The 17,286-nt window shown below is 71.4% G+C and carries 20 protein-coding genes and 1 tRNA gene; 6 read left to right on the plus strand and 15 right to left on the minus strand.

Annotated elements, in window-relative coordinates:
- Window positions 1-1,031 precede the first annotated feature (1,031 nt).
- A complete protein-coding gene (locus tag R4Z62_RS17645) occupies window positions 1,032-1,472 on the minus strand; it encodes a hypothetical protein (RefSeq protein WP_491520277.1) in 441 nt (146 codons plus the stop codon).
- 419 nt (window positions 1,473-1,891) lie between these two features.
- Complete coding sequence (locus R4Z62_RS17650; RefSeq protein ID WP_491520278.1) at window positions 1,892-3,580, minus strand: recombinase family protein; 1,689 nt, start codon at window positions 3,578-3,580, stop codon at window positions 1,892-1,894.
- A gap of 47 nt (window positions 3,581-3,627) precedes the next feature.
- On the opposite strand from R4Z62_RS17650, the gene R4Z62_RS17655 reads away from it, so the two are divergent.
- The 6 genes from R4Z62_RS17655 to R4Z62_RS17680 all read left to right on the plus strand — a co-directional run bounded on the left by R4Z62_RS17655 (window position 3,628) and on the right by R4Z62_RS17680 (window position 9,273).
- Window positions 3,628-3,714, plus strand: coding sequence for a metallopeptidase family protein (locus R4Z62_RS17655; protein ID WP_491521889.1), 87 nt, complete (start codon window positions 3,628-3,630; stop codon window positions 3,712-3,714).
- 82 nt (window positions 3,715-3,796) lie between these two features.
- Complete coding sequence (locus tag R4Z62_RS17660; RefSeq protein WP_491520279.1) at window positions 3,797-4,342, plus strand: hypothetical protein; 546 nt, start codon at window positions 3,797-3,799, stop codon at window positions 4,340-4,342.
- Window positions 4,343-4,560: 218 nt separating this feature from the next.
- On the plus strand, window positions 4,561-6,840 hold the full coding sequence (locus R4Z62_RS17665; protein ID WP_491520280.1) for a DEAD/DEAH box helicase: 2,280 nt from the start codon (window positions 4,561-4,563) through the stop codon (window positions 6,838-6,840).
- 122 nt (window positions 6,841-6,962) lie between these two features.
- A complete protein-coding gene (locus tag R4Z62_RS17670) occupies window positions 6,963-8,492 on the plus strand; it encodes an amino acid permease (protein ID WP_064533932.1) in 1,530 nt (509 codons plus the stop codon).
- Window positions 8,493-8,604: 112 nt separating this feature from the next.
- Window positions 8,605-8,677, plus strand: a tRNA-Lys gene (locus R4Z62_RS17675).
- A 338-nt stretch (window positions 8,678-9,015) separates the two neighbouring features.
- A complete protein-coding gene (locus tag R4Z62_RS17680) occupies window positions 9,016-9,273 on the plus strand; it encodes a helix-turn-helix domain-containing protein (RefSeq protein ID WP_491520281.1) in 258 nt (85 codons plus the stop codon).
- Window positions 9,274-9,329: 56 nt separating this feature from the next.
- Here the strand turns inward: R4Z62_RS17680 and R4Z62_RS17685 are convergent, their stop codons facing one another.
- The 13 genes from R4Z62_RS17685 to R4Z62_RS17745 all read right to left on the minus strand — a co-directional run bounded on the left by R4Z62_RS17685 (window position 9,330) and on the right by R4Z62_RS17745 (window position 17,282).
- Window positions 9,330-9,713, minus strand: a complete 384-nt coding sequence (locus R4Z62_RS17685) for a hypothetical protein (RefSeq protein WP_491520282.1) — start codon at window positions 9,711-9,713, stop codon at window positions 9,330-9,332.
- Window positions 9,710-10,174 (minus strand): hypothetical protein, encoded by a 465-nt coding sequence (locus R4Z62_RS17690; RefSeq protein ID WP_491520283.1) that lies wholly within the window; start codon window positions 10,172-10,174, stop codon window positions 9,710-9,712. The genes R4Z62_RS17685 and R4Z62_RS17690 overlap by 4 nt, the downstream gene beginning before the upstream one ends.
- Window positions 10,175-10,260: 86 nt before the next feature.
- Window positions 10,261-11,106 (minus strand): helix-turn-helix domain-containing protein, encoded by an 846-nt coding sequence (locus tag R4Z62_RS17695; RefSeq protein ID WP_491520284.1) that lies wholly within the window; start codon window positions 11,104-11,106, stop codon window positions 10,261-10,263.
- Complete coding sequence (locus tag R4Z62_RS17700; protein WP_491520285.1) at window positions 11,103-11,843, minus strand: DUF6879 family protein; 741 nt, start codon at window positions 11,841-11,843, stop codon at window positions 11,103-11,105. Before R4Z62_RS17700 ends, R4Z62_RS17695 begins: the two co-directional genes overlap by 4 nt.
- Before the next feature lie 171 nt (window positions 11,844-12,014).
- On the minus strand, window positions 12,015-12,287 hold the full coding sequence (locus R4Z62_RS17705) for a hypothetical protein (RefSeq protein WP_355476035.1): 273 nt from the start codon (window positions 12,285-12,287) through the stop codon (window positions 12,015-12,017).
- Window positions 12,287-12,715 carry a hypothetical protein gene (locus R4Z62_RS17710; RefSeq protein ID WP_491520286.1) on the minus strand — a complete coding sequence of 143 codons (429 nt, stop codon included), beginning with the start codon at window positions 12,713-12,715 and terminating at the stop codon, window positions 12,287-12,289. Before R4Z62_RS17710 ends, R4Z62_RS17705 begins: the two co-directional genes overlap by 1 nt.
- Entirely contained in the window at window positions 12,715-12,981 is a 267-nt protein-coding gene (locus R4Z62_RS17715) for a holin (protein ID WP_491520287.1), read from the minus strand. The genes R4Z62_RS17710 and R4Z62_RS17715 overlap by 1 nt, the downstream gene beginning before the upstream one ends.
- A 2-nt stretch (window positions 12,982-12,983) precedes the next feature.
- Window positions 12,984-13,877: a peptidoglycan recognition protein family protein gene (locus tag R4Z62_RS17720; protein ID WP_491520288.1), complete on the minus strand. Its 894-nt coding sequence runs from the start codon at window positions 13,875-13,877 to the stop codon at window positions 12,984-12,986.
- 1 nt (window position 13,878) lies between these two features.
- The gene (locus R4Z62_RS17725) at window positions 13,879-14,094 is read right to left on the minus strand and encodes a hypothetical protein (RefSeq protein ID WP_491520289.1); all 216 of its coding nucleotides are present in this window, start codon (window positions 14,092-14,094) and stop codon (window positions 13,879-13,881) included.
- Between the two features lie 62 nt (window positions 14,095-14,156).
- Complete coding sequence (locus R4Z62_RS17730) at window positions 14,157-14,429, minus strand: hypothetical protein (RefSeq protein WP_491520290.1); 273 nt, start codon at window positions 14,427-14,429, stop codon at window positions 14,157-14,159.
- Between the two features lie 14 nt (window positions 14,430-14,443).
- Window positions 14,444-15,193: a hypothetical protein gene (locus tag R4Z62_RS17735; RefSeq protein ID WP_491520291.1), complete on the minus strand. Its 750-nt coding sequence runs from the start codon at window positions 15,191-15,193 to the stop codon at window positions 14,444-14,446.
- Window positions 15,193-16,266, minus strand: coding sequence for a hypothetical protein (locus R4Z62_RS17740; RefSeq protein ID WP_491520292.1), 1,074 nt, complete (start codon window positions 16,264-16,266; stop codon window positions 15,193-15,195). The genes R4Z62_RS17735 and R4Z62_RS17740 overlap by 1 nt, the downstream gene beginning before the upstream one ends.
- The gene (locus R4Z62_RS17745) at window positions 16,263-17,282 is read right to left on the minus strand and encodes an H-type lectin domain-containing protein (protein ID WP_491520293.1); all 1,020 of its coding nucleotides are present in this window, start codon (window positions 17,280-17,282) and stop codon (window positions 16,263-16,265) included. The genes R4Z62_RS17740 and R4Z62_RS17745 overlap by 4 nt, the downstream gene beginning before the upstream one ends.
- Between the last annotated feature and the right edge of the window lie 4 nt (window positions 17,283-17,286).

Here is a 17,286-nt window from a genome sequence, read left to right on the forward strand (position 1 = left end):
GGGGAAGCGTCAGCCCGCACTCCGGGCAGGGCCGTGAACCGGCGGGCTGAATGTCAAGGTGGGCCATGGGGTCTCCGCGTTGGTGTCGGTGGCGTCCTTCTCCCTGAAGGGGGCAAAAAGAGAGGCGCCGCCCGGAGGCAGCGCCTGTGATCGTTTGAAGGTCCGGCACCGGAGCGCGGGGCCGTGGAGCGGCGAAGGAGGAGAGAACTCCGCGTCGACACAGCCGGCTCGAACGGTGCCGGACCTAGCGCCACCCGGAGAGGCATCTACGGGGGCGCAGCAGACGGAGGGTGCCTGTGGCCGATGCTCACAGAGCGCCCCTCCTACATAGGTAGTGGGGCGCATGTGATGGTCCAAAGCGTGCGTGACCTGGGCAAATGCGATAGAGCACGCCTTATCGTTACCTAAGCGATGCAGACGTCTCAGAATGCGGGATGCGCGGATGCCCTGCCGTCGCCCGGCGGGTCTAAGACCGCGAAGCGTTCACGCTGCGTAATATCAGCGGCGTTGGCTGTCGCCTCGCCCCGGAGATGGGGCTACGGGGCGGGAAAGCCCCTGTAGCCCTCTGACGCCCACTCGCGAGGCTTCCGGCAGTTCGGGGACCAGAGAGGCACCCTGCGACCCCAGAGGGCCGTTTACGGGCCTTCTCGGGCGTCCCTCGTCCCGCACCGCCTCCGTCGGCTCCCTCGTCGGCCTCCGTCAGGGGGCGGCTCGACGTCCACCGGACAGACTGGAGGCCAAAGTGTCGAACTAACCCCCATTCTCAATTTCTTCTAACGCGCGTTAAGGAGAAGTTGGAGAAGGGGGTTAGTTCGACACTTTGGCACTGAGTTTGGCGGGACAATGGACGCAGGGTGACGATCACGGCGGAAGTGGGCACGCTGCGTAGCGGCTAACTAGGTGCACTGTGCACGCACCTTGGGTCCGGCGGTCCGCGACGGTGTCAAACCATCCCGTCCGTCGACGTCGAGGAAGACACGAAGGCCCGCCTCCAGCCGAAGCCAGCGCGGGCCTTGGTCACTGTGTGTGACCTAGATGAGGTGCGCTTCCCCTGTCGCCGCGAGGCGAGCCGCCTCCAGTACGCACGGCTGGCAGCGCGGGGCGGACCATGTCCGGTCGTCGACGAGGGCGGGGCGGACGGAGTCGTCTGGGGTCCAGCAATGGGTGCACTCAAGGACGAGCGGGTAGGCGTAGACGTCGGCCGACGTCAGCACCGCCATGTCGACGGTGAGCGTGCGGGCGGCGAGAGTCCGGGCGTCCGCGCTCTCCTCCCAGCCTTGGCAGAGGACAACGGCCTCCCACTCCGCGACGTCGTAGTCCGTGCCGACTGCGACGGTGGCGGGGAGGCGGAGGCGGTCCGCGGCGTCGAACGCGAAGGCTCGGGTGTCGTCGAAGTCGACAGGGGTCTCCGTCGCTCCGACGACGAGAAGGATGCCGTTGGGCTGAGCAGGGGTGAGGTTGTGTGCGACCATGGGGTCCTCCAGTGATGGAGACATCGGGCCCGTCGATCCGCCAAGATTCCGCGGGCCCTTTGTCGTTGGTGCGTCGGGGTGTGGCTACACCTTAGGCATGGGTGTGGCTACACCGCAACCCTTCTGGTGTAGCTACACCTCTGTTACGGTTTCCCCATGCCCAACCAACCAAAGACCCCCATCAGTCGCTTCCGCATCGAGGCAGAGCTATGGGCAGCGTTCGGTGAGGCGGTCCCCGACGAAACGGACCGCTCAGACGTCCTCCGACGCTTTGTGGCGTGGTACTGCTCACGCCTCGGAGCGAAGCCCGTCAGCAGACCGCCAAAAGGCCCGTGGAGCACGCCAAAGGAAGAGTGACCACCGAGGAAACGCAGCAGACCCCCGCCACGTAGACGGGGGTCTGCTGTACCGGAGGGCGGCTACTCGTCTGTGATCCGCAGCGACGCGCCGATGCCCTGAGGCTCTGGCTCGCCCACCCACCAGAACCGGAAGCGATCAATCGTGGGCTTGACCCCTGACGCCGGCGCCTTGAAGAGCCACGCGCGGTTGAGGACGAGCCCCAGAGTTTCCCGCTTCTCCGTCAGGTCGTACCGCTCCCAGGCATCTTGGAAGAGTTCGATCTCGTGAAAGGGCGTGACGTCCAGCGTCGCGGCGTGAGGGATGCTGTCTAGCTCCGCCTCGTACTGGTCCAGGCGGGTCTGACTGGCGTCGTACCGGCTTCGGAACCGGGCTTCGCCGCGCGTGCCCTTGAAGAGCCCCGACAGCTTCTCGTCTTCGAGGCGGGAGAGGAACTGTTCCTCTTCGGAGATGCGTGCCTCAAGATCCCTGCGACGGAGCACCCGGTCTGGGTGGTGGAGTTCCGCCCAACGCGCTGCAACAGCCAACGCCCCGGGATCGCTGTCGTCCATGCTGGCCAACTTCTCAAACAGGGCATGGGTGACCAGATCGTCCGCGAACGGGCCCTTCATGAGGGTGCCGGGGCACCGTCCGGAGAAGTGGCGGCGGCTGCACCGGTAGCGTGGCCACGGCTTCCCGTTCCGAACCCAATAGGCGTCGTATGCCTCCCGCGCCCCGCACTCCCCGCAGTACAGGAAGTCGACGAGCAGCCCTGTTGCCGGCCTCTTGGTTTCCCGGGAGCGCGCGGCCGGTACAGCGCCTCGCGTCCAATGAACCGGCGTCCGGGCCCCGTACAACGCGCGGAGACGGGTGGAGTCTGTCATGGTGATGATCTCAGGTCCGATCCGAACCATCTCGCCTGTCTCGCTGTGCCGGTAGATCTCCCCCTTGTGGGGCAGATACCCCGTCATGACAACGGACGTGACGAGTTGCCGAACCGTCGGCCACGACCACGAGTTCGGCGTCTTCAGCGGCTTCTCACGCAGCCGTTGCGCCTTCAGGGGCTCGCCCTTGGCCTCCAGGTGGGCGATGCGGTGCTTGCGTCCCGCCCACCTGGGGCAGTCGAAGTTCTGTTCGTTCAACCATTTGGCTACGCCGCGCAGCGTAGCCGGGGGGTCTGCGTGGAGGAGGCGCTCGACGACGGCACGGATAACGTCGGCCTCGTCGTCGAGTACAGCGAGCTTCCGCTCTGGTGTGACCTCGAACCCGTACGGACGGGACCCCATCCACCGGCCCGCGTCCCGCTCGTCTGCGCGGAGATCGGTGACACGCGTGGACGTGTTCTTGGATTCCGTGTGCGCCTGGTGCGCGGCCAACGTGAGCTGGAGTTCCCAGCCCTCGTTGTTGCTGTCGATCCCGTCGGCGATGGAGATGAACCGACAGCCAGTCTGATAGACGACTTGGATGATCTCTGCTGCCTGGGGGATGCCCTGGCGTGTCGCACGGTCGACCTTGAAGACGATCAGGATGTCCGCCAGGCGCTGCCGGAGCCTGTCCAGCGCAGCATCCCACCCGGGGCGCTGCACGTAGGTCAGGTACCCGGACTTGTCCTCATCCTTGAACACCTTCACGACGGTGGCCGACAGGTCGTCGGCCTTTCGGCGGCCAGCCTTCTCCTGCCGCTCGATGGACGTTGAAGTGTCCGTCAGGTCAGAGATCCGCAGATAGAGGATCGCGCGGAGCAACCGCTCCGCAAACTCAGATAGTGGCACCACGTGCTCTCCCTTGGGCCCCCTCAGGCTAAGCCGGAAGCGGACCTGTGTCGATCGGGCAGTTGTGCGTGCACGAGATCGCGCACCACTTCGGCATCGACGACGCCCGGCTGCACGCCCTGGGCTACGGCTGAGGTCCGTCCGGTGCTCCGGCGTGTCCTCGCCGGGGCGCCGGGAGTTGGGCACGGCGACTTCTCCCTCCCGGAGGTGGCTTCCGTGCGCCCCTTGCCCGTATCCGTCCGTCTCGCCGCCGCGCTCGCCGCACTCGCCGCCGCCACCGGCTGTGTGAGCGTGGGAGAGGAGGCCGGTGGCGGGGCCCGGCCCTCGCACTCCGCCGCGCATGGCGGCGGTGAGGTGTCCGGCGGCGCGGCGGCGGTGTCCGGCGCCGCCGCGGACCGGGCCGGGGCCGGCGACGGCAAGCACGGGCACGGGAAGAAGGAGAAGGGCTCGCCGAGCGGGGAGCCGTCCGGTCCGGCCCCGGCCACCGGCGCCCCGAGCGCGTCGGCCCCGGCGCCCGGCCGGCCCGGCGGTCCGCCGCCCGCGGGCGACCCGGCGCCCACCGAGGTGGTGCCGGAGCCGCCGCAGACCTCCGCGCCGCCGCCGGAGCAGCCGCCCGCGTCGCCGTCGCCGCCCGCCTCGCCCGACCCGACGGTCGCCGAGCCGTCGTCCTCGGCGCACGAGGGCACCGGGACCCAGCTGGCGCAGCGGGAACCGGCGCCCGCGCCGGGCAGCCTGCGCCGCCCCGGCCGGGCACACGTCTGACCTGCGGCTTCGTCCGCCCTCGGGCTCGGTTTGCCTCAAGGGGAGGAAGGTGCGTATGCTAGTAGATCGTTTGATCCCATTTGCCCGGCGCCCATGAAGAGCGCGCCGTGTGGCGCGTACTCTCCCTTGCCGTGGCGGACCGCATCGAGGCGGTCGTGGTGCGAAACACGGAGTTGACGGGCGCGTGCCGACGAGACTCCGGAAGGTTTCGCATTCGCATGTCCATTGCCAGTACTGATCACGTCGTCGTGCCCGAGAGCACCGAGGACGCCCCCGAGAACCCGCAGCTCCTGGACGACCAGGCCGGCGCCGAGGCTCCCGAGGGCACCGAGGAGCGGGCCCCCGAGATCACCTTCGCCGACCTCGGCCTGCCCGAGGGTGTCGTGCGCAAGCTCGCGCAGAACGGCGTGACCACCCCCTTCCCGATCCAGGCCGCGTCCATCCCGGACGCCCTGGCCGGCAAGGACATCCTCGGCCGCGGCCGCACCGGCTCCGGCAAGACCCTCTCCTTCGGTCTGCCCACCCTGGCCACCCTGGCCGGCGGGCGCACCCAGAAGCACAAGCCGCGCGCCGTCATCCTCACCCCGACCCGCGAGCTGGCGATGCAGGTCGCCGACGCGCTCCAGCCCTACGGCGACGTCCTCGGCCTCAAGATGAAGGTCGTCTGCGGCGGCACCTCCATGGGCAACCAGATCTACGCCCTGGAGAAGGGCGTCGACGTCCTGGTCGCCACCCCGGGCCGGCTGCGCGACATCATCAACCGCGGCGCCTGCTCCCTGGAGGACGTGCGGATCGCCGTCCTCGACGAGGCCGACCAGATGTCCGACCTGGGCTTCCTGCCCGAGGTCACCGAGCTGCTCGACCAGATCCCGGCGGGCGGCCAGCGGATGCTGTTCTCCGCCACCATGGAGAACGAGATCAAGACCCTCGTCGACCGCTACCTCACCGACCCGGTGAGCCACGAGGTCGACGCCGCCCAGGGCGCGGTGACGACCATGTCGCACCACATCCTGGTCGTGAAGCCCAAGGACAAGGCGCCGGTCACCGCGGCCATCGCCTCCCGCAAGGGCCGCACCATCATCTTCGTGCGCACCCAGCTCGGCGCGGACCGCGTGGCCGAGCAGCTGCGCGACGCCGGGGTGAAGTCCGACGCGCTGCACGGCGGCATGACCCAGGGCGCGCGCACCCGCACCCTGGCCGACTTCAAGGACGGTTACGTCAACGTCCTGGTCGCCACCGACGTCGCCGCCCGCGGCATCCACGTCGACGGCATCGACCTCGTGCTGAACGTCGACCCGGCCGGCGACCACAAGGACTACCTGCACCGGGCCGGCCGCACCGCCCGCGCGGGCCGCACCGGCACGGTCGTCTCGCTCTCCCTGCCGCACCAGCGCCGTCAGATCTTCCGTCTCATGGAGGACGCGGGCGTCGACGCCACGCGCCACATCATCCAGGGCGGCGCGGCCTTCGAGCCGGAGGTCGCCGAGATCACCGGCGCCCGTTCGATGACCGAGGTGCAGGCCGAGTCCGCGGGCAACGCCGCGCAGCAGGCCGAGCGCGAGGTCGCCCACCTCACCAAGCAGCTGGAGCGCGCGCAGCGGCGCGCCTCCGAGCTGCGCGAGGAGGCCGACCGGCTGGTCGCCCGGGTCGCCCGCGAGCGCGGCGAGGACCCCGAGGCGGCGGTGGCCGAGGCGCAGGCCGAGGCCGAGCGGATCGCCGAGGTGTCGGTGCCGGAGCAGCCCGCGGCGCAGGACGTCGACCGCGCGGAGCGCGAGGAGCGCACGGCGCCCGCGTCGTCCTACTCCTCCCCGTCCTCTTCCTCGGCCTCCTCGGCGCCGTCGTACGACCGCCGGGAGCGGCGTGACGACCGCGGTGGTGACCGTGGCGGGTTCCGCCGGGACGACCGGGACCGTTCCTTCGACCGTGACCGTGACCGTGGCGGCCGTTCGTTCGAGCGCCGGGACGACCGGGGCGACCGTGGCGGCTTCCGCCGCGACGACCGTGACCGCGGTGACCGTGGCGGCTTCCGCCGGGACGACCGCGGCGGCCGTTCCTTCGACCGCAACGACCGCAACGACCGCAACGACCGCGGTGGTGACCGTGGCGGGTTCCGCCGGGACGACCGGGACCGTTCCTTCGACCGTGACCGTGACCGTGGCGGCCGTTCGTTCGAGCGCCGGGACGACCGGGGCGACCGTGGCGGCTTCCGCCGCGACGACCGTGACCGCGGTGAGCGCGGCGGCGACCGCGCCCCCCGTTCCTTCGACCGGCGTGACGACCGCGGCGGCTTCCGCCGTGACGACCGTCCGGCCCGCCGTGACGAGCGCGGCGGGCACCGCGGCAGCGACCGTCCGTTCAACCGCGACCGCCAGGGCGGCGACCGCCCCGGCTTCCGCACCGGCGGTCACGAGCGCCCCTACGGCCGCCGTGACGACCACCGCGGCGGCGGCTCCTTCGGCCGCCGCGAGGACAAGCCGCGCTGGAAGCGCAACGGCTGACACCGTGTGAGCCGACTGTCCGGAAGGGCCCGTACGACATCGAGTCGTACGGGCCCTTCCGTATCCCCGTGCGACCCCCGCGTGAGGCATGTCACACCCTCGGGGAGGGAATTGCTGGGGTCATGACAGATGATGACGCCAGTGTGCACGGCACCACCGGGCCGTCGGACGAGGAACGGCTGGCCCAGCTCGGCTACACGCAGGTCCTCGCCCGCCGCATGTCGGCCTTTGCCAACTACGCGGTCTCCTTCACGATCATCTCCGTCCTCTCCGGCTGCCTCACGCTGTACCTCTTCGGGATGAACACCGGCGGCCCCGCCGTGATCACCTGGGGCTGGGTGGGCGTGGGTCTGATGACGCTGTTCGTCGGCCTGTCGATGGCCGAGATCTGCTCGGCGTACCCGACCTCGGCCGGCCTGTACTTCTGGGCCCACCGGCTGGCGCCGCCGCGCTCGGCCGCCGCCTGGGCGTGGTTCACGGGCTGGTTCAACGTGCTGGGCCAGGTGGCGGTGACGGCGGGCATCGACTTCGGCGCCGCGTCCTTCCTCGGCGCGTATCTGAACCTCCAGTTCGGCTTCGGGGTCACCCCCGGCCGCACCGTCCTCCTCTTCTCGGCGATCCTGCTGCTGCACGGCCTGCTGAACACCTTCGGCGTGCGCATCGTCGCCTTCCTCAACAGCGTCAGCGTGTGGTGGCACGTGCTCGGCGTCGCGGGGATCGTGGCCGCGCTCGCCCTGGTCCCCGACCACCACCGCTCGACGTCGTTCGTCCTCACCCACTTCGTGAACAACACCGGCTGGGGCAGCGGCGTCTACGTCGTCCTGCTCGGCCTGCTGATGGCCCAGTACACCTTCACCGGCTACGACGCCTCCGCCCACATGACCGAGGAGACCCACGACGCGGCCACGGCCGGCCCCAAGGGCATCGTCCGCTCCATCTGGACCTCCTGGATCGCCGGGCTTGTCCTGCTGCTCGGCTTCACCTACGCCATTCAGGACTACGGCCGCGCCCTGGACTCCCCGACCGGCGCCCCGCCCGCCCAGATCCTGCTGGACGCCCTCGGCGCGAGCGCGGGCAAGCTGCTGCTGCTCGTGGTGATCGGCGCCCAGCTGTTCTGCGGCATGGCGTCCGTGACGGCCAACAGCCGCATGATCTACGCCTTCTCCCGCGACGGCGCGCTGCCCTTCTCCCGCCTGTGGCACACCGTGGGCCCGCGCACCCGCACCCCCGTCGCCGCGGTGTGGCTGGCCGCGCTCGGCGCCCTCGTCCTCGGCCTGCCCTACCTGATCAACGAGACCGCGTACGCCGCCGTGACGTCGATCGCGGTGATCGGCCTCTACATCGCCTACGTCATCCCCACCCTGCTGCGGGTCCGCAAGGGCGACGCCTTCGAGCGCGGCCCCTGGCACCTGGGCCGCTGGTCCCGGCCGATCGGCGTCGTCGCGGTGGCCTGGGTCGGCGTCATCACGGTCCTCTTCATGCTGCCCCAGGTCTCCCCGGTCACCTGGCAGACCTTCAACTACGCCCCCGTCGCCGTCCTGGTCGTCCTCGGCTTCGCCGCCGTCTGGTGGCTCGCCTCGGCCCGCCACTGGTTCCTCGACCCCACCCGCACCCGCCGCCCCGCCCCCGCTCCGGCCCGGGACCCCCACTGACCCCGCCGACGCCCCCGGCACACCCCCGTACGGTGCACTTCCGGCCCCGCTGTCCGATACCCGATCGGCGCCACGGCCTCCTACGGCTATGCTCGGGGAGGCACCATCGCCAGGGCCCTTAGCTCAATTGGCAGAGCAGTGGACTTTTAATCCATTGGTTGTGGGTTCGAGTCCCACAGGGCCTACCGGCCGGACCCCAGCTCAGAGCGTCAATGAGCTGGAGTCCTGTCCGTTTTGACCCGGCGTCGTGATCGCTTGCTGGCCCGTAGCTGGCCCGAGAGTCGGGGAATTGCGTGAGCATGCGTGAGCGGCGCCGAGACGAAGAAGGGGCGGCCACCCGAGGGGTGACCGCCCTTCCCTGCCTCCAGCGTCCTCTCCTGGGGTGCCCTCCCGGGCAGCCGCAACGCCGTCGGCAGGTATGCGGAGGGGGGTGGTCCAGTTGAGGTGCCCTCCCTCTTGCAAGATCAAACAATTTAGGGTCGACCCTAATCACATTTGATCATGGGGCCGGTGGGGTGGACGGGTGCCACGTCCCACCCCGCCTGACGAGCGGGTCATCGCCCGCCGTCGCCAGGTCGGGGAGCAGATCCGGCGCGTCCGTGAGCATCTGAACCTGAGCCAGCAGGACGTGTGTGGTCGCTCGGGCGTCGACGTCGCCTCGTACAGCCGGATCGAGAACGGCCACGCCTCCCCCGTCCTCGACACCCTGATTCGGATCGCCGACGCGATGGGCGTACAGCTGGAGGAACTTGTCAGGCGGCCCGCCCCCGACGGGGGATGACAGGGGCGGGCCGCTCTCGCCCGGACCCGGCCGGCCGTCCTGCCGGGGCCGGGGGCTCAGAGGCGCGTGCCGACGGCGAGCCGATCGTTTCCCGCCAATCGGGGAATCGCCCGCATGAGGATTGCCAGGTGGCGCTCGTCCAGGTCCCCAGCAGTCGCGAGAGTGCACGTCCCGATGCCGACCATGCTCAGGACCAGGCCGAGGAAGTCTCGCTGCTGAGAGGTGAGTCCGAGGGTGTACAGCTTGCCCGCGAGCCCCTCCCACCGGCAGGTTGGGACACCGTCCTCCTCGATCACGAGGGCGGCCGAGACCTGAGGAAGGCCCAGCAGGGTCTCCTCGTCGACGAGGGCCTGTGTCGCCGCGATGCGGTGCGGGGTCGTTGCCGACCGCAAGAGGAGGGTGCCGAGTGAGGTGTCGGGGGTGACTTCGGTGGTCGTCATGCTGTGGCCTCCTGGCAGAGTCGGTACCCGCCCGGCCCGAACGCGGCAGCTATCACCACGGGATCGCCGATTCGGCCGGTGCCGTCCGGCGCGCACACCCAGAACCGGGCCCCCTGCTGCCCGCCCGCGGGTGGGCAGCGCAGGACCCAGCCCGGCGGGTGCACGGTCAACTGCCGTACGTCCTCCAGCTCGACCTCGGCGTCGACCGGGACCAGCCACCACAGCCGGTCCCCGTCCGGGTCGGCGAGCACGGGACCGCGCTGCTCCTCCCGGATGCGGCTGGCGGCCGGCCAGCCAGTGGAGAGCCGGGACTCGGCGACGAGCCAGCGGCGCCCCGTAGCGACCGGGGCCAGGGCGCCGGTCGCCCAGCAGCGGTGGACGAGGTCTGGACGCTCGGTGCAGTCGGCGAGCCACGCGTTCCCGGCCGCGTGCCGGGCGGCGAGCGTTGCGGGTAGGGGCATGACCTGCACGGTAGGCCGTGCAATTGCATGGGCGCGCTGCGATTGCGCCGGATTGCCCGGCGGGCGGCCCCGGTTGCCGGGGTTGCTCAGGTGAGGTCGAGGGATGCCCGCGCGCGGCCGATGAGGCGGCGGGCCGGCGCCCCGTACTCGGCGGACTCGGCGAGCCAGTCGAAGGCCCGCTCGTACAGCTGGACATCCTCGTCGCCGGTCAGCCACAGCTCCTCGCTGATCGTCTCGACAATGACGAGGCGGCGGTCGTAGATCCAGAAACCGTGCGCCGGGCTGCGGCGCAGCTGAGCGCTGAACGGGATGACGCCCAGCTCGATCCGGCGCTGCCCGGCGAGCCCGTAGAGGCGGTCGAGCTGCTCGGCCATCACGTCGACCGGGCACGGCCGGTGGTACAGGGCGGCCTCACAGAGGACGAACCTGAAGCTCTTGGCCGGGTTGTACAGGGACTCCTGTCGGCGCATCCGCTTCTCGACCGCGGCGTCCGTCGTGGGCGGGATCTGCCGGAACTCGGCGAGCGCGTCGAACACCGCGCGGGCGTACTCCGGTGTCTGGAACAGGCCCGGGATCCGGGCGACTTCCAGGCCGCGGATCAGCTTGGTCGCCTCGGTCTGCCGGACCGCGATCTCCTGCCGCCCGCGGTGCCCGCCGGCCAGGGAGCGGCGCCAGGTGCGGTGCCGCTGCTTCATGTCCAGCGCGGCGAGCAGCCCGTGCAGCTCGGCCTCGACGTCCGGGCGGCCGACAGCACGCGCCCAGGCGGTGAGGTCGTCGCGGCTCGGGGTCTGCTTCCCGGTCTGGAGGCGGCTCACCTTCGACGTCTGCCAGCCCAGGGCCCCGGCGAGCGTTTTGCCTTCCAGCGCGGCCTCGGCACGCAACTCGCGCAGGCGCGCGCCGAGGGCCTCGCGGGCGGTCTGGAAGTCGGTCACACGGTGGAAGCTACCCGTTCCGCGGCGTCGGCCGCAGGCACAGCGTGGTGCCAGGCGGCATCGCGGGCCTGGCAGGCGGCGAGGACTTCGGCGGGGTCCTCGGTGAGGTAGACGCCGAGGGTGGTGTCGTCCTCGTCGAACGCGAACCGGGCCAGCAGCCGGGAGTCGAACAGCCAGAAGTCGTAGTCGGGCAGCCGTAGCCGCTCCGCCTCGCTGCGGGTGAGGATGCGGATGTCCTCCCCGGCGGCGACGTTGGTGGGGGCGCTGGCCATCAGGAAGTGCTGCCCTTCGGTGGCAGGCTCGTCCACGATCCGCACCCGCTCGAACCGCTTCCCGGCCGCGGTCTGCGCGGTGACGTTCTTCCGCCAGGCGTTTACGGGCTCGTCCGCCATGTCGTGGCCGGTCCGCCAGCGCTGCCACTTCTCGCTGCGCCGGTCGGAGGCGTACCCGCCGCGGGTCTCCAGCCGCCAGGCGGTGTGCCGGAACTCCGTGAACAGGTCGGCGATCGAGGAGAACGGGCGCAGCTCGGGCGCGGCCGTGCGGGGTGCGTACCGGGTGAGGAGGGCACGCGGTACGCGGACGAACGTCTCGGACGGCTTCACGTCGCGGAGCTGCACGAGGTGGGCGGGGTCGGTCTCGCGGTCGCCCTGGACGAGGATCTCGTCGGTCTCGGGGATCTCGTACAGGGTGGGACAGTCGCCGTCATCGCTGGTCGTGCCGAGGTACCTGAGCGTCATATCGCCCTCCGTCGCTGCTGGGTGGAGATCCAGGATGCCCGTGGCCGCGCGGGGCCGGGGCAGGATTGCAGCGGATTGCGCGGTGCGGGCGACAGCCCTGGATTGCGCGCAAGCGGGCATGAAGAAGCGGCCCCCGCCCTCCCGAAGGAGGACGAGGGCCGCTGATACGGGTCACGACTGCCAGGGAGTCAGGTCCAGTTCGACCGGGGGCTCGGGCGCCGGCCCGGCCGGGGTGTCCGGGCCCACGCGGCGCGCCCACCGGTGCAGATCCAGATAGGCGCGCGTCAACAACTTCCGCTGGGTGCGTTCCTCCTTCACCTCCCGGTCGAGGCGCTCGGTGATCGCCATGAAGTCCGAGCGTCGGTTCGTTGCCCGGCTCTGGGTCCACGACAGCAGGCCCACCAACAGGGCGACCGCGCCGCCGACCAGTGCCCCCACATCCATCAGCGTCGGTCCTTTCGCAGGTACGGCGGGGGCGGGTCGTCCATCCCGGACACCAGCACGACGCCGATCGTGAACGCCCCCCACCCGCACGCGCTGCCCACGGCCGTCGGATACGTCGTCGCCGCGGCCACCGAGAACGCGCCCGCCCACAACCCGGCCGGGACGGCGAGCGCCGCGAACCCGGCCGCCTGCACGCGCGGACAGTGCACGAGCAGCCCGGCCAGCAGCGCGAGGGTGCCGCAGGCGACCCACATCCAGCCGAGCGCGGTGAGCGGGATCCGTTCGGTGATGCTGGCGAGTCCGCGGGCGGTGCCGTAGCGGGGGTCGCGGAGGATGCCGAGGCCGCCGTATCCGGCCCATCCGGTGCCGACGACGGCGAGGAAGGCGCGGCGGCGCGATACCGGGCGCCGCGCCGTCGCGCTCCACATCAGACGCCCGGCGCGGAGCTGGCGGAGTTCTTCTGGCCGACGGCCCGCGCGGCGATGCCCTTCAGGAGGGAGAACACGGCGGCGAGTCCGGCCGCGCCCATGGTCTCCCAGAAGGTGGCGTGGAACATGTCGGCCGGGCCAGCGGCGACGCCGACCGCGCAGGCCGCGCCGACGAACGTGGCCACGGTGCGCTCGGCGAGGTCGCGGCCGTAGGTGGCGCCGGTCTGCACGACGGTCTCGGCGGCGGGGAGTTGGATCTCGTTCATGCTCAGGCTCCCTTCGTGGTCTGCGCGTCGAGCCTCTTGGAGAGGGCGTCGACCTTCTTGACCAGGTCCTCGACGAGGCCCTTCGTGCTGTTGGCCACGAACAAGGCGGCCGCGGCGCAGCCGAGGGCGTACTCGACGCTGATGTCCGTGCGGCCCTGGATGAGCTGGCCCGCCCACAGCAGGTGCTGTTTGCCGTTGACCTTCTCGGTGAGGTTGACGCGGTCGCTGAGCTGCATGTCGATCTCCTCGGCGGGGGTGCTGGTGGTCGGGGTGCTCGGCGTGGAGGATGCCGGGCGGGCGAGTCGGGCGGCGACGGCCGCCCGGAAGTCGGGCATGGAGAAGGCCGGGTCCGGCTTCCAGTCGGACCACTCCTTGTGGCCGATCACGGACTTCGCGGTCCAGCCGTGCGCCCGGCAGATCGCCGCGGCCCAGCGGACAGCGGCGTCGTACTGGGCGGTCGGCCAGGTGCTGTTGCCCGGGTTGGAGCACTCCAGGCCGTAGAAGTGGGCGTTGCCGTCGACGGCGCCCGCGCTGCCCTCGTGCTTGTGCGGGGCGGGCGGGGCAGCGGTGAAGGTCTCGTTCGTGACCGCGTCGAGAACGGCTCCGTCGCCGCCTCCGGCGTGGTTGGCGCGGCCGTTGCCGGTGAGGGTGAGGGTGCCGTCCTTGGCGAGGTAGGCGTGCGCGCAGGGGCCGGGGAGGTCGGCGCGGCCGGACCAGACGATCTCGCCGTCGGAGGGCGGGGTGCCGCCGGTGTGGTGGATCATCACGCCGTTGGCCGGGCCCCAGGCGCCGTGTCCGGCCCGGTTGTGGGTGCGCCAGCCGGGGTGTTCGACCACGTGCAGGCCCTCAGCGCGGAGTGCGGCCAGCATCTGGTCGGCTGTCAGGGGTGTGGCCATGTCAGTCCTTCGGGGTCAGGTCGAGGGCGGCGCGCACGGCGGCGTCCTTGGACTCCAGCAACTTGCGGAGCGCCACGGTCCTCTCGGGCCCCGGCGGCAGGGCGTGGTCGAGCTGGTGCGCGAGGTCAGCGAAGGGCGCGGACACGGCCTTCAGGTGGTCGGGCAGATGATCGAACTCGAAGTACCGCAGGATCGGAGTTGGGGTGGGCTCGGGCATGCTGCCTCCAGGGCATGGAGAAGCCCCGGCCAGCAGGCGCGGGGCGGCCAGGGCGGGGGCGGTCAGACGGGGTCGTCGGCCGGCGGGGTGGTGCTCCAGTCCGTGTCGATGCGGCGGGACTCGTACATTCGCTCGGTGCCGACAGGGACACCCGGGTAGCGGGTCTCCAGCGAGGCGATCAGGGCCCGCATCGCGGCCTCGGCCGCCACGTCGACGGCGTCCGCGTTCTCCGGTGTGACCTGGAACTCGACGCTCATCTCGATCTCCGGGCTGATGCCCGCCGCGTACTGGGAGATCCGGTACTCGATCCGGTGAGCTCCCTCGGGTACTGCCATGGGGGTTGTCCCTTCTAGGTCTGGTAGCCGTGGACGAGGGTGATCTGGCAGGCGATGCTGCCGGTGCCGGTCAGGCGCCGGGCCTGCACTTCGAGCTGGAACAGACCGCCGGTCGCGGCGTCCACGGTGCTGGTGAAGTCGATGACGCCGCCTGCGGTGACGGTCGGGCCCCAGGGGGTGCCGTCGACCGTCAGCCGCACCTCGCCGGTGGCGGTGCCCACGGCGGCCGTCACCCCGTACACACGGAGCTTCGGCTGCCACTTGGTGTTCCAGCACGACGCGATCGTGGCGAAAGCACCCGAGGTGCCCCGTGGCCAGGTCGAGGCGTCGGAGGAGACCGGAGGGTTCAGCGGCAGCCACGGGCGGGCCAGCCCGGCTCCCGAGGCGGTGTCCTCGGCCAGGACCGCGTTCCCGCTTCGGTCGTAGTACGCCCACGCCTGCGTCTCGCCGTTGCCCGCGGGCGGGTAGGCGTAGCAGGCGAAGAACAGGCTGCCGTCGTCGCGGCGCAGCCAGATGGCCTGCTGCTGGCTGCCGTCCCCGTGGTCGAACACGGGGTTGTCGATGGGGCCGATGTCGACCATCCGAGCCCCGGCGGGGGTGTCCATGGCGAACCGGCCGCCGTCGATGCGCAGTCCGCCAGCCCCGATCGACGCGTTCTCCAGCCGCCTGGCTGCGCGGAGTTCGCGTACCTCCCGCTCCAGCGCGGCCAGGCGGCGCCCGATGTCGGAGGGCCCGCCGGGTACCTGGTCGCCTGCTGTGGGCATCAGTCCTCCTCGACGAGGATCGGGCGCAGCACGTCGGTGCCGGGCTCCAGCTCCCACGACCAGGCGCGGGCCACGACCTCGGCGCCGGCCGGGTGGCGGGGGGACCGGGTGACGGAGACTTGCACGGTGTCGCCGAGCGACCAGTCCCGGCCGAGGCGGGGCGCGGCCGGGACGGCGGCCTGGACCGTCCACACGGCAGCGCCGGTCTGCATCAGCGCGAGGGCCTTGGCGGCGTGCGCGGTCAACTGGTCGGGGTCGGTGAGGCCAGCGCCCGGGGTGAACCGGTACTCGTAGCGGGGCTGGCCGGCGGCCTCCAGCGCGGTAGCGACCGCGGGGGCGCTGGACAGGCGCGCGGCCCCCTCCCCGTCGCCGCGGGCCAGAACCACGGTGGCGCCCTTCCCGGCCTCATACGACTCGGCGAGGCTGTAGGAGGTGATGCAGCCGGGGAAGTCGAACACCGCCTCGGGGGCCGCGGACTGCACGCCGATGGTGGGCCGGACCCGGACCGGGAGGATGAAGCCGGTGCGGGCGGCGTCCGCCCATTCCACGTCGATCGTCCACTCCGGGCCGCCCTCGGCGCCGCTGATCTCCTCCAGCACCGACAGGACCGTGCGGTCGTCGGAGTCCTGCACCTGGTAGTCCATCAGGACCCCGGTCGGTGGAGCGTCCATGACGAACGGCGGCCCCTGGGTCAGGGGCTCCGTCATCAGCGCGGTGACGACTGTCGCCTGGTCCTGCTGGACCATGATGCGGGTGCCGGTGTAGCGGCGGTCCAGGTACGCCTCGGGGGTGGCCGCGCTGAACGTCGTCTCCGCGCTGCTGCCGCCCTCGCGGGGGAGCGGGATGCCCGCCCAGATCGGCCGGTCGATCTCGGTGTCCACCGCGACGAGCAGGGACCGGCCGGGAGCGGTCGCGGCCTCCCAGTCGGTGGGGGCGCCGGCCATGGCCAGCGCAACGGAGGTGCTGGTGGAGGTCCCGAGCCTGCGGGTGAGGGCGCCCTGCGGGGTGAGGGAGGGCAGCTCCTCGATGATGCCGCCCGTGCGCAGATCGCACCCGTACCAGGTCAGGATCACGGGGCGACAGCCTGGAAGAGGACCTGGATGCTGGACCAGGTGGAGGCGGTGCCGTCGGCGGAGAACAGGAACAGGTCGAACCCGGTGGTGGTGATGTTGATGGCCCGCGCGACCCACCGGGCGGTCGTCCCGGACCCGCTGTTGATGTTCGTGAAGACGCGCGGGGTCGCAGCGAAGGGGGTGGCGAAGGTCATCGCGACCGTCGCGCTGCTCTGGTTGGTGAAGGTGATGTTCCTGGACCCGGTCTCCCCGTACAGGGCCCGGTGCGTCTTGATGATCAGGTCGTCGTCGGTCTTCAGCGTGTCCGCCGCCGACCGGTACAGGACACTGTCACCGCCGATGACGACCTTGCGGCTGGCGGCGAGCTTGATGTCCTGGTCCCAGTCGGCGGTGCCGGTGCCCGGCCCGGCCGGTACCCACGCCGTGCCGGTGTAGCGCTCCAGGCTGCTGCCGTTGTCGCGGTACTGGCCGGCGTAGTAGCCGGGGGCGGCGCTGCTGGGGAGGATGCCGCCGGGGGCGACGGTCACCGGCCGGACGGCGGTGGACACCGACGGGGAGCCGCCGCCGGAGGCGGGCACGCTGATCGTGGCCAGCGGCAGGTAGACCATCGTCCCGGTGGGGGCCGGCGCGGACGGGGTCGCCGAGGCGGTGCCCGGCAGGTAGACGACGTCGGCCTTGGCCAGGCCGGAGCCGTCGACGGCGGTGTCCCACACCCGCAGATAGACCAGGTCGATCCGGGGCAGCGTGGCGTGCGCGGCCTGGAGGGTGCCCGGCGACACCGACGAAGGCAGCGCCGCCCGGTACACGCCCTGACCGGCGTAGCCGAGCAGGGCGAGGCCGGCGGACACGTTGATGGTGGATCCGGCCAGCGTCACCGTGAGCCCCGGGTCGCCGGGCCGTACTCCGGAGCGGGCGCCGCCAGCGGTGCCGTCGGCCATGACGATGGCGGTGTCGGCGCGGCGGGTCTCCGCCCCGTCCAGGGTGAGCCCGTCCAGGGCCCAGACGTCTACGGGCATCGGG

The sequence above is a fragment of the Streptomyces sp. PL-25 genome, from assembly GCF_058344915.1.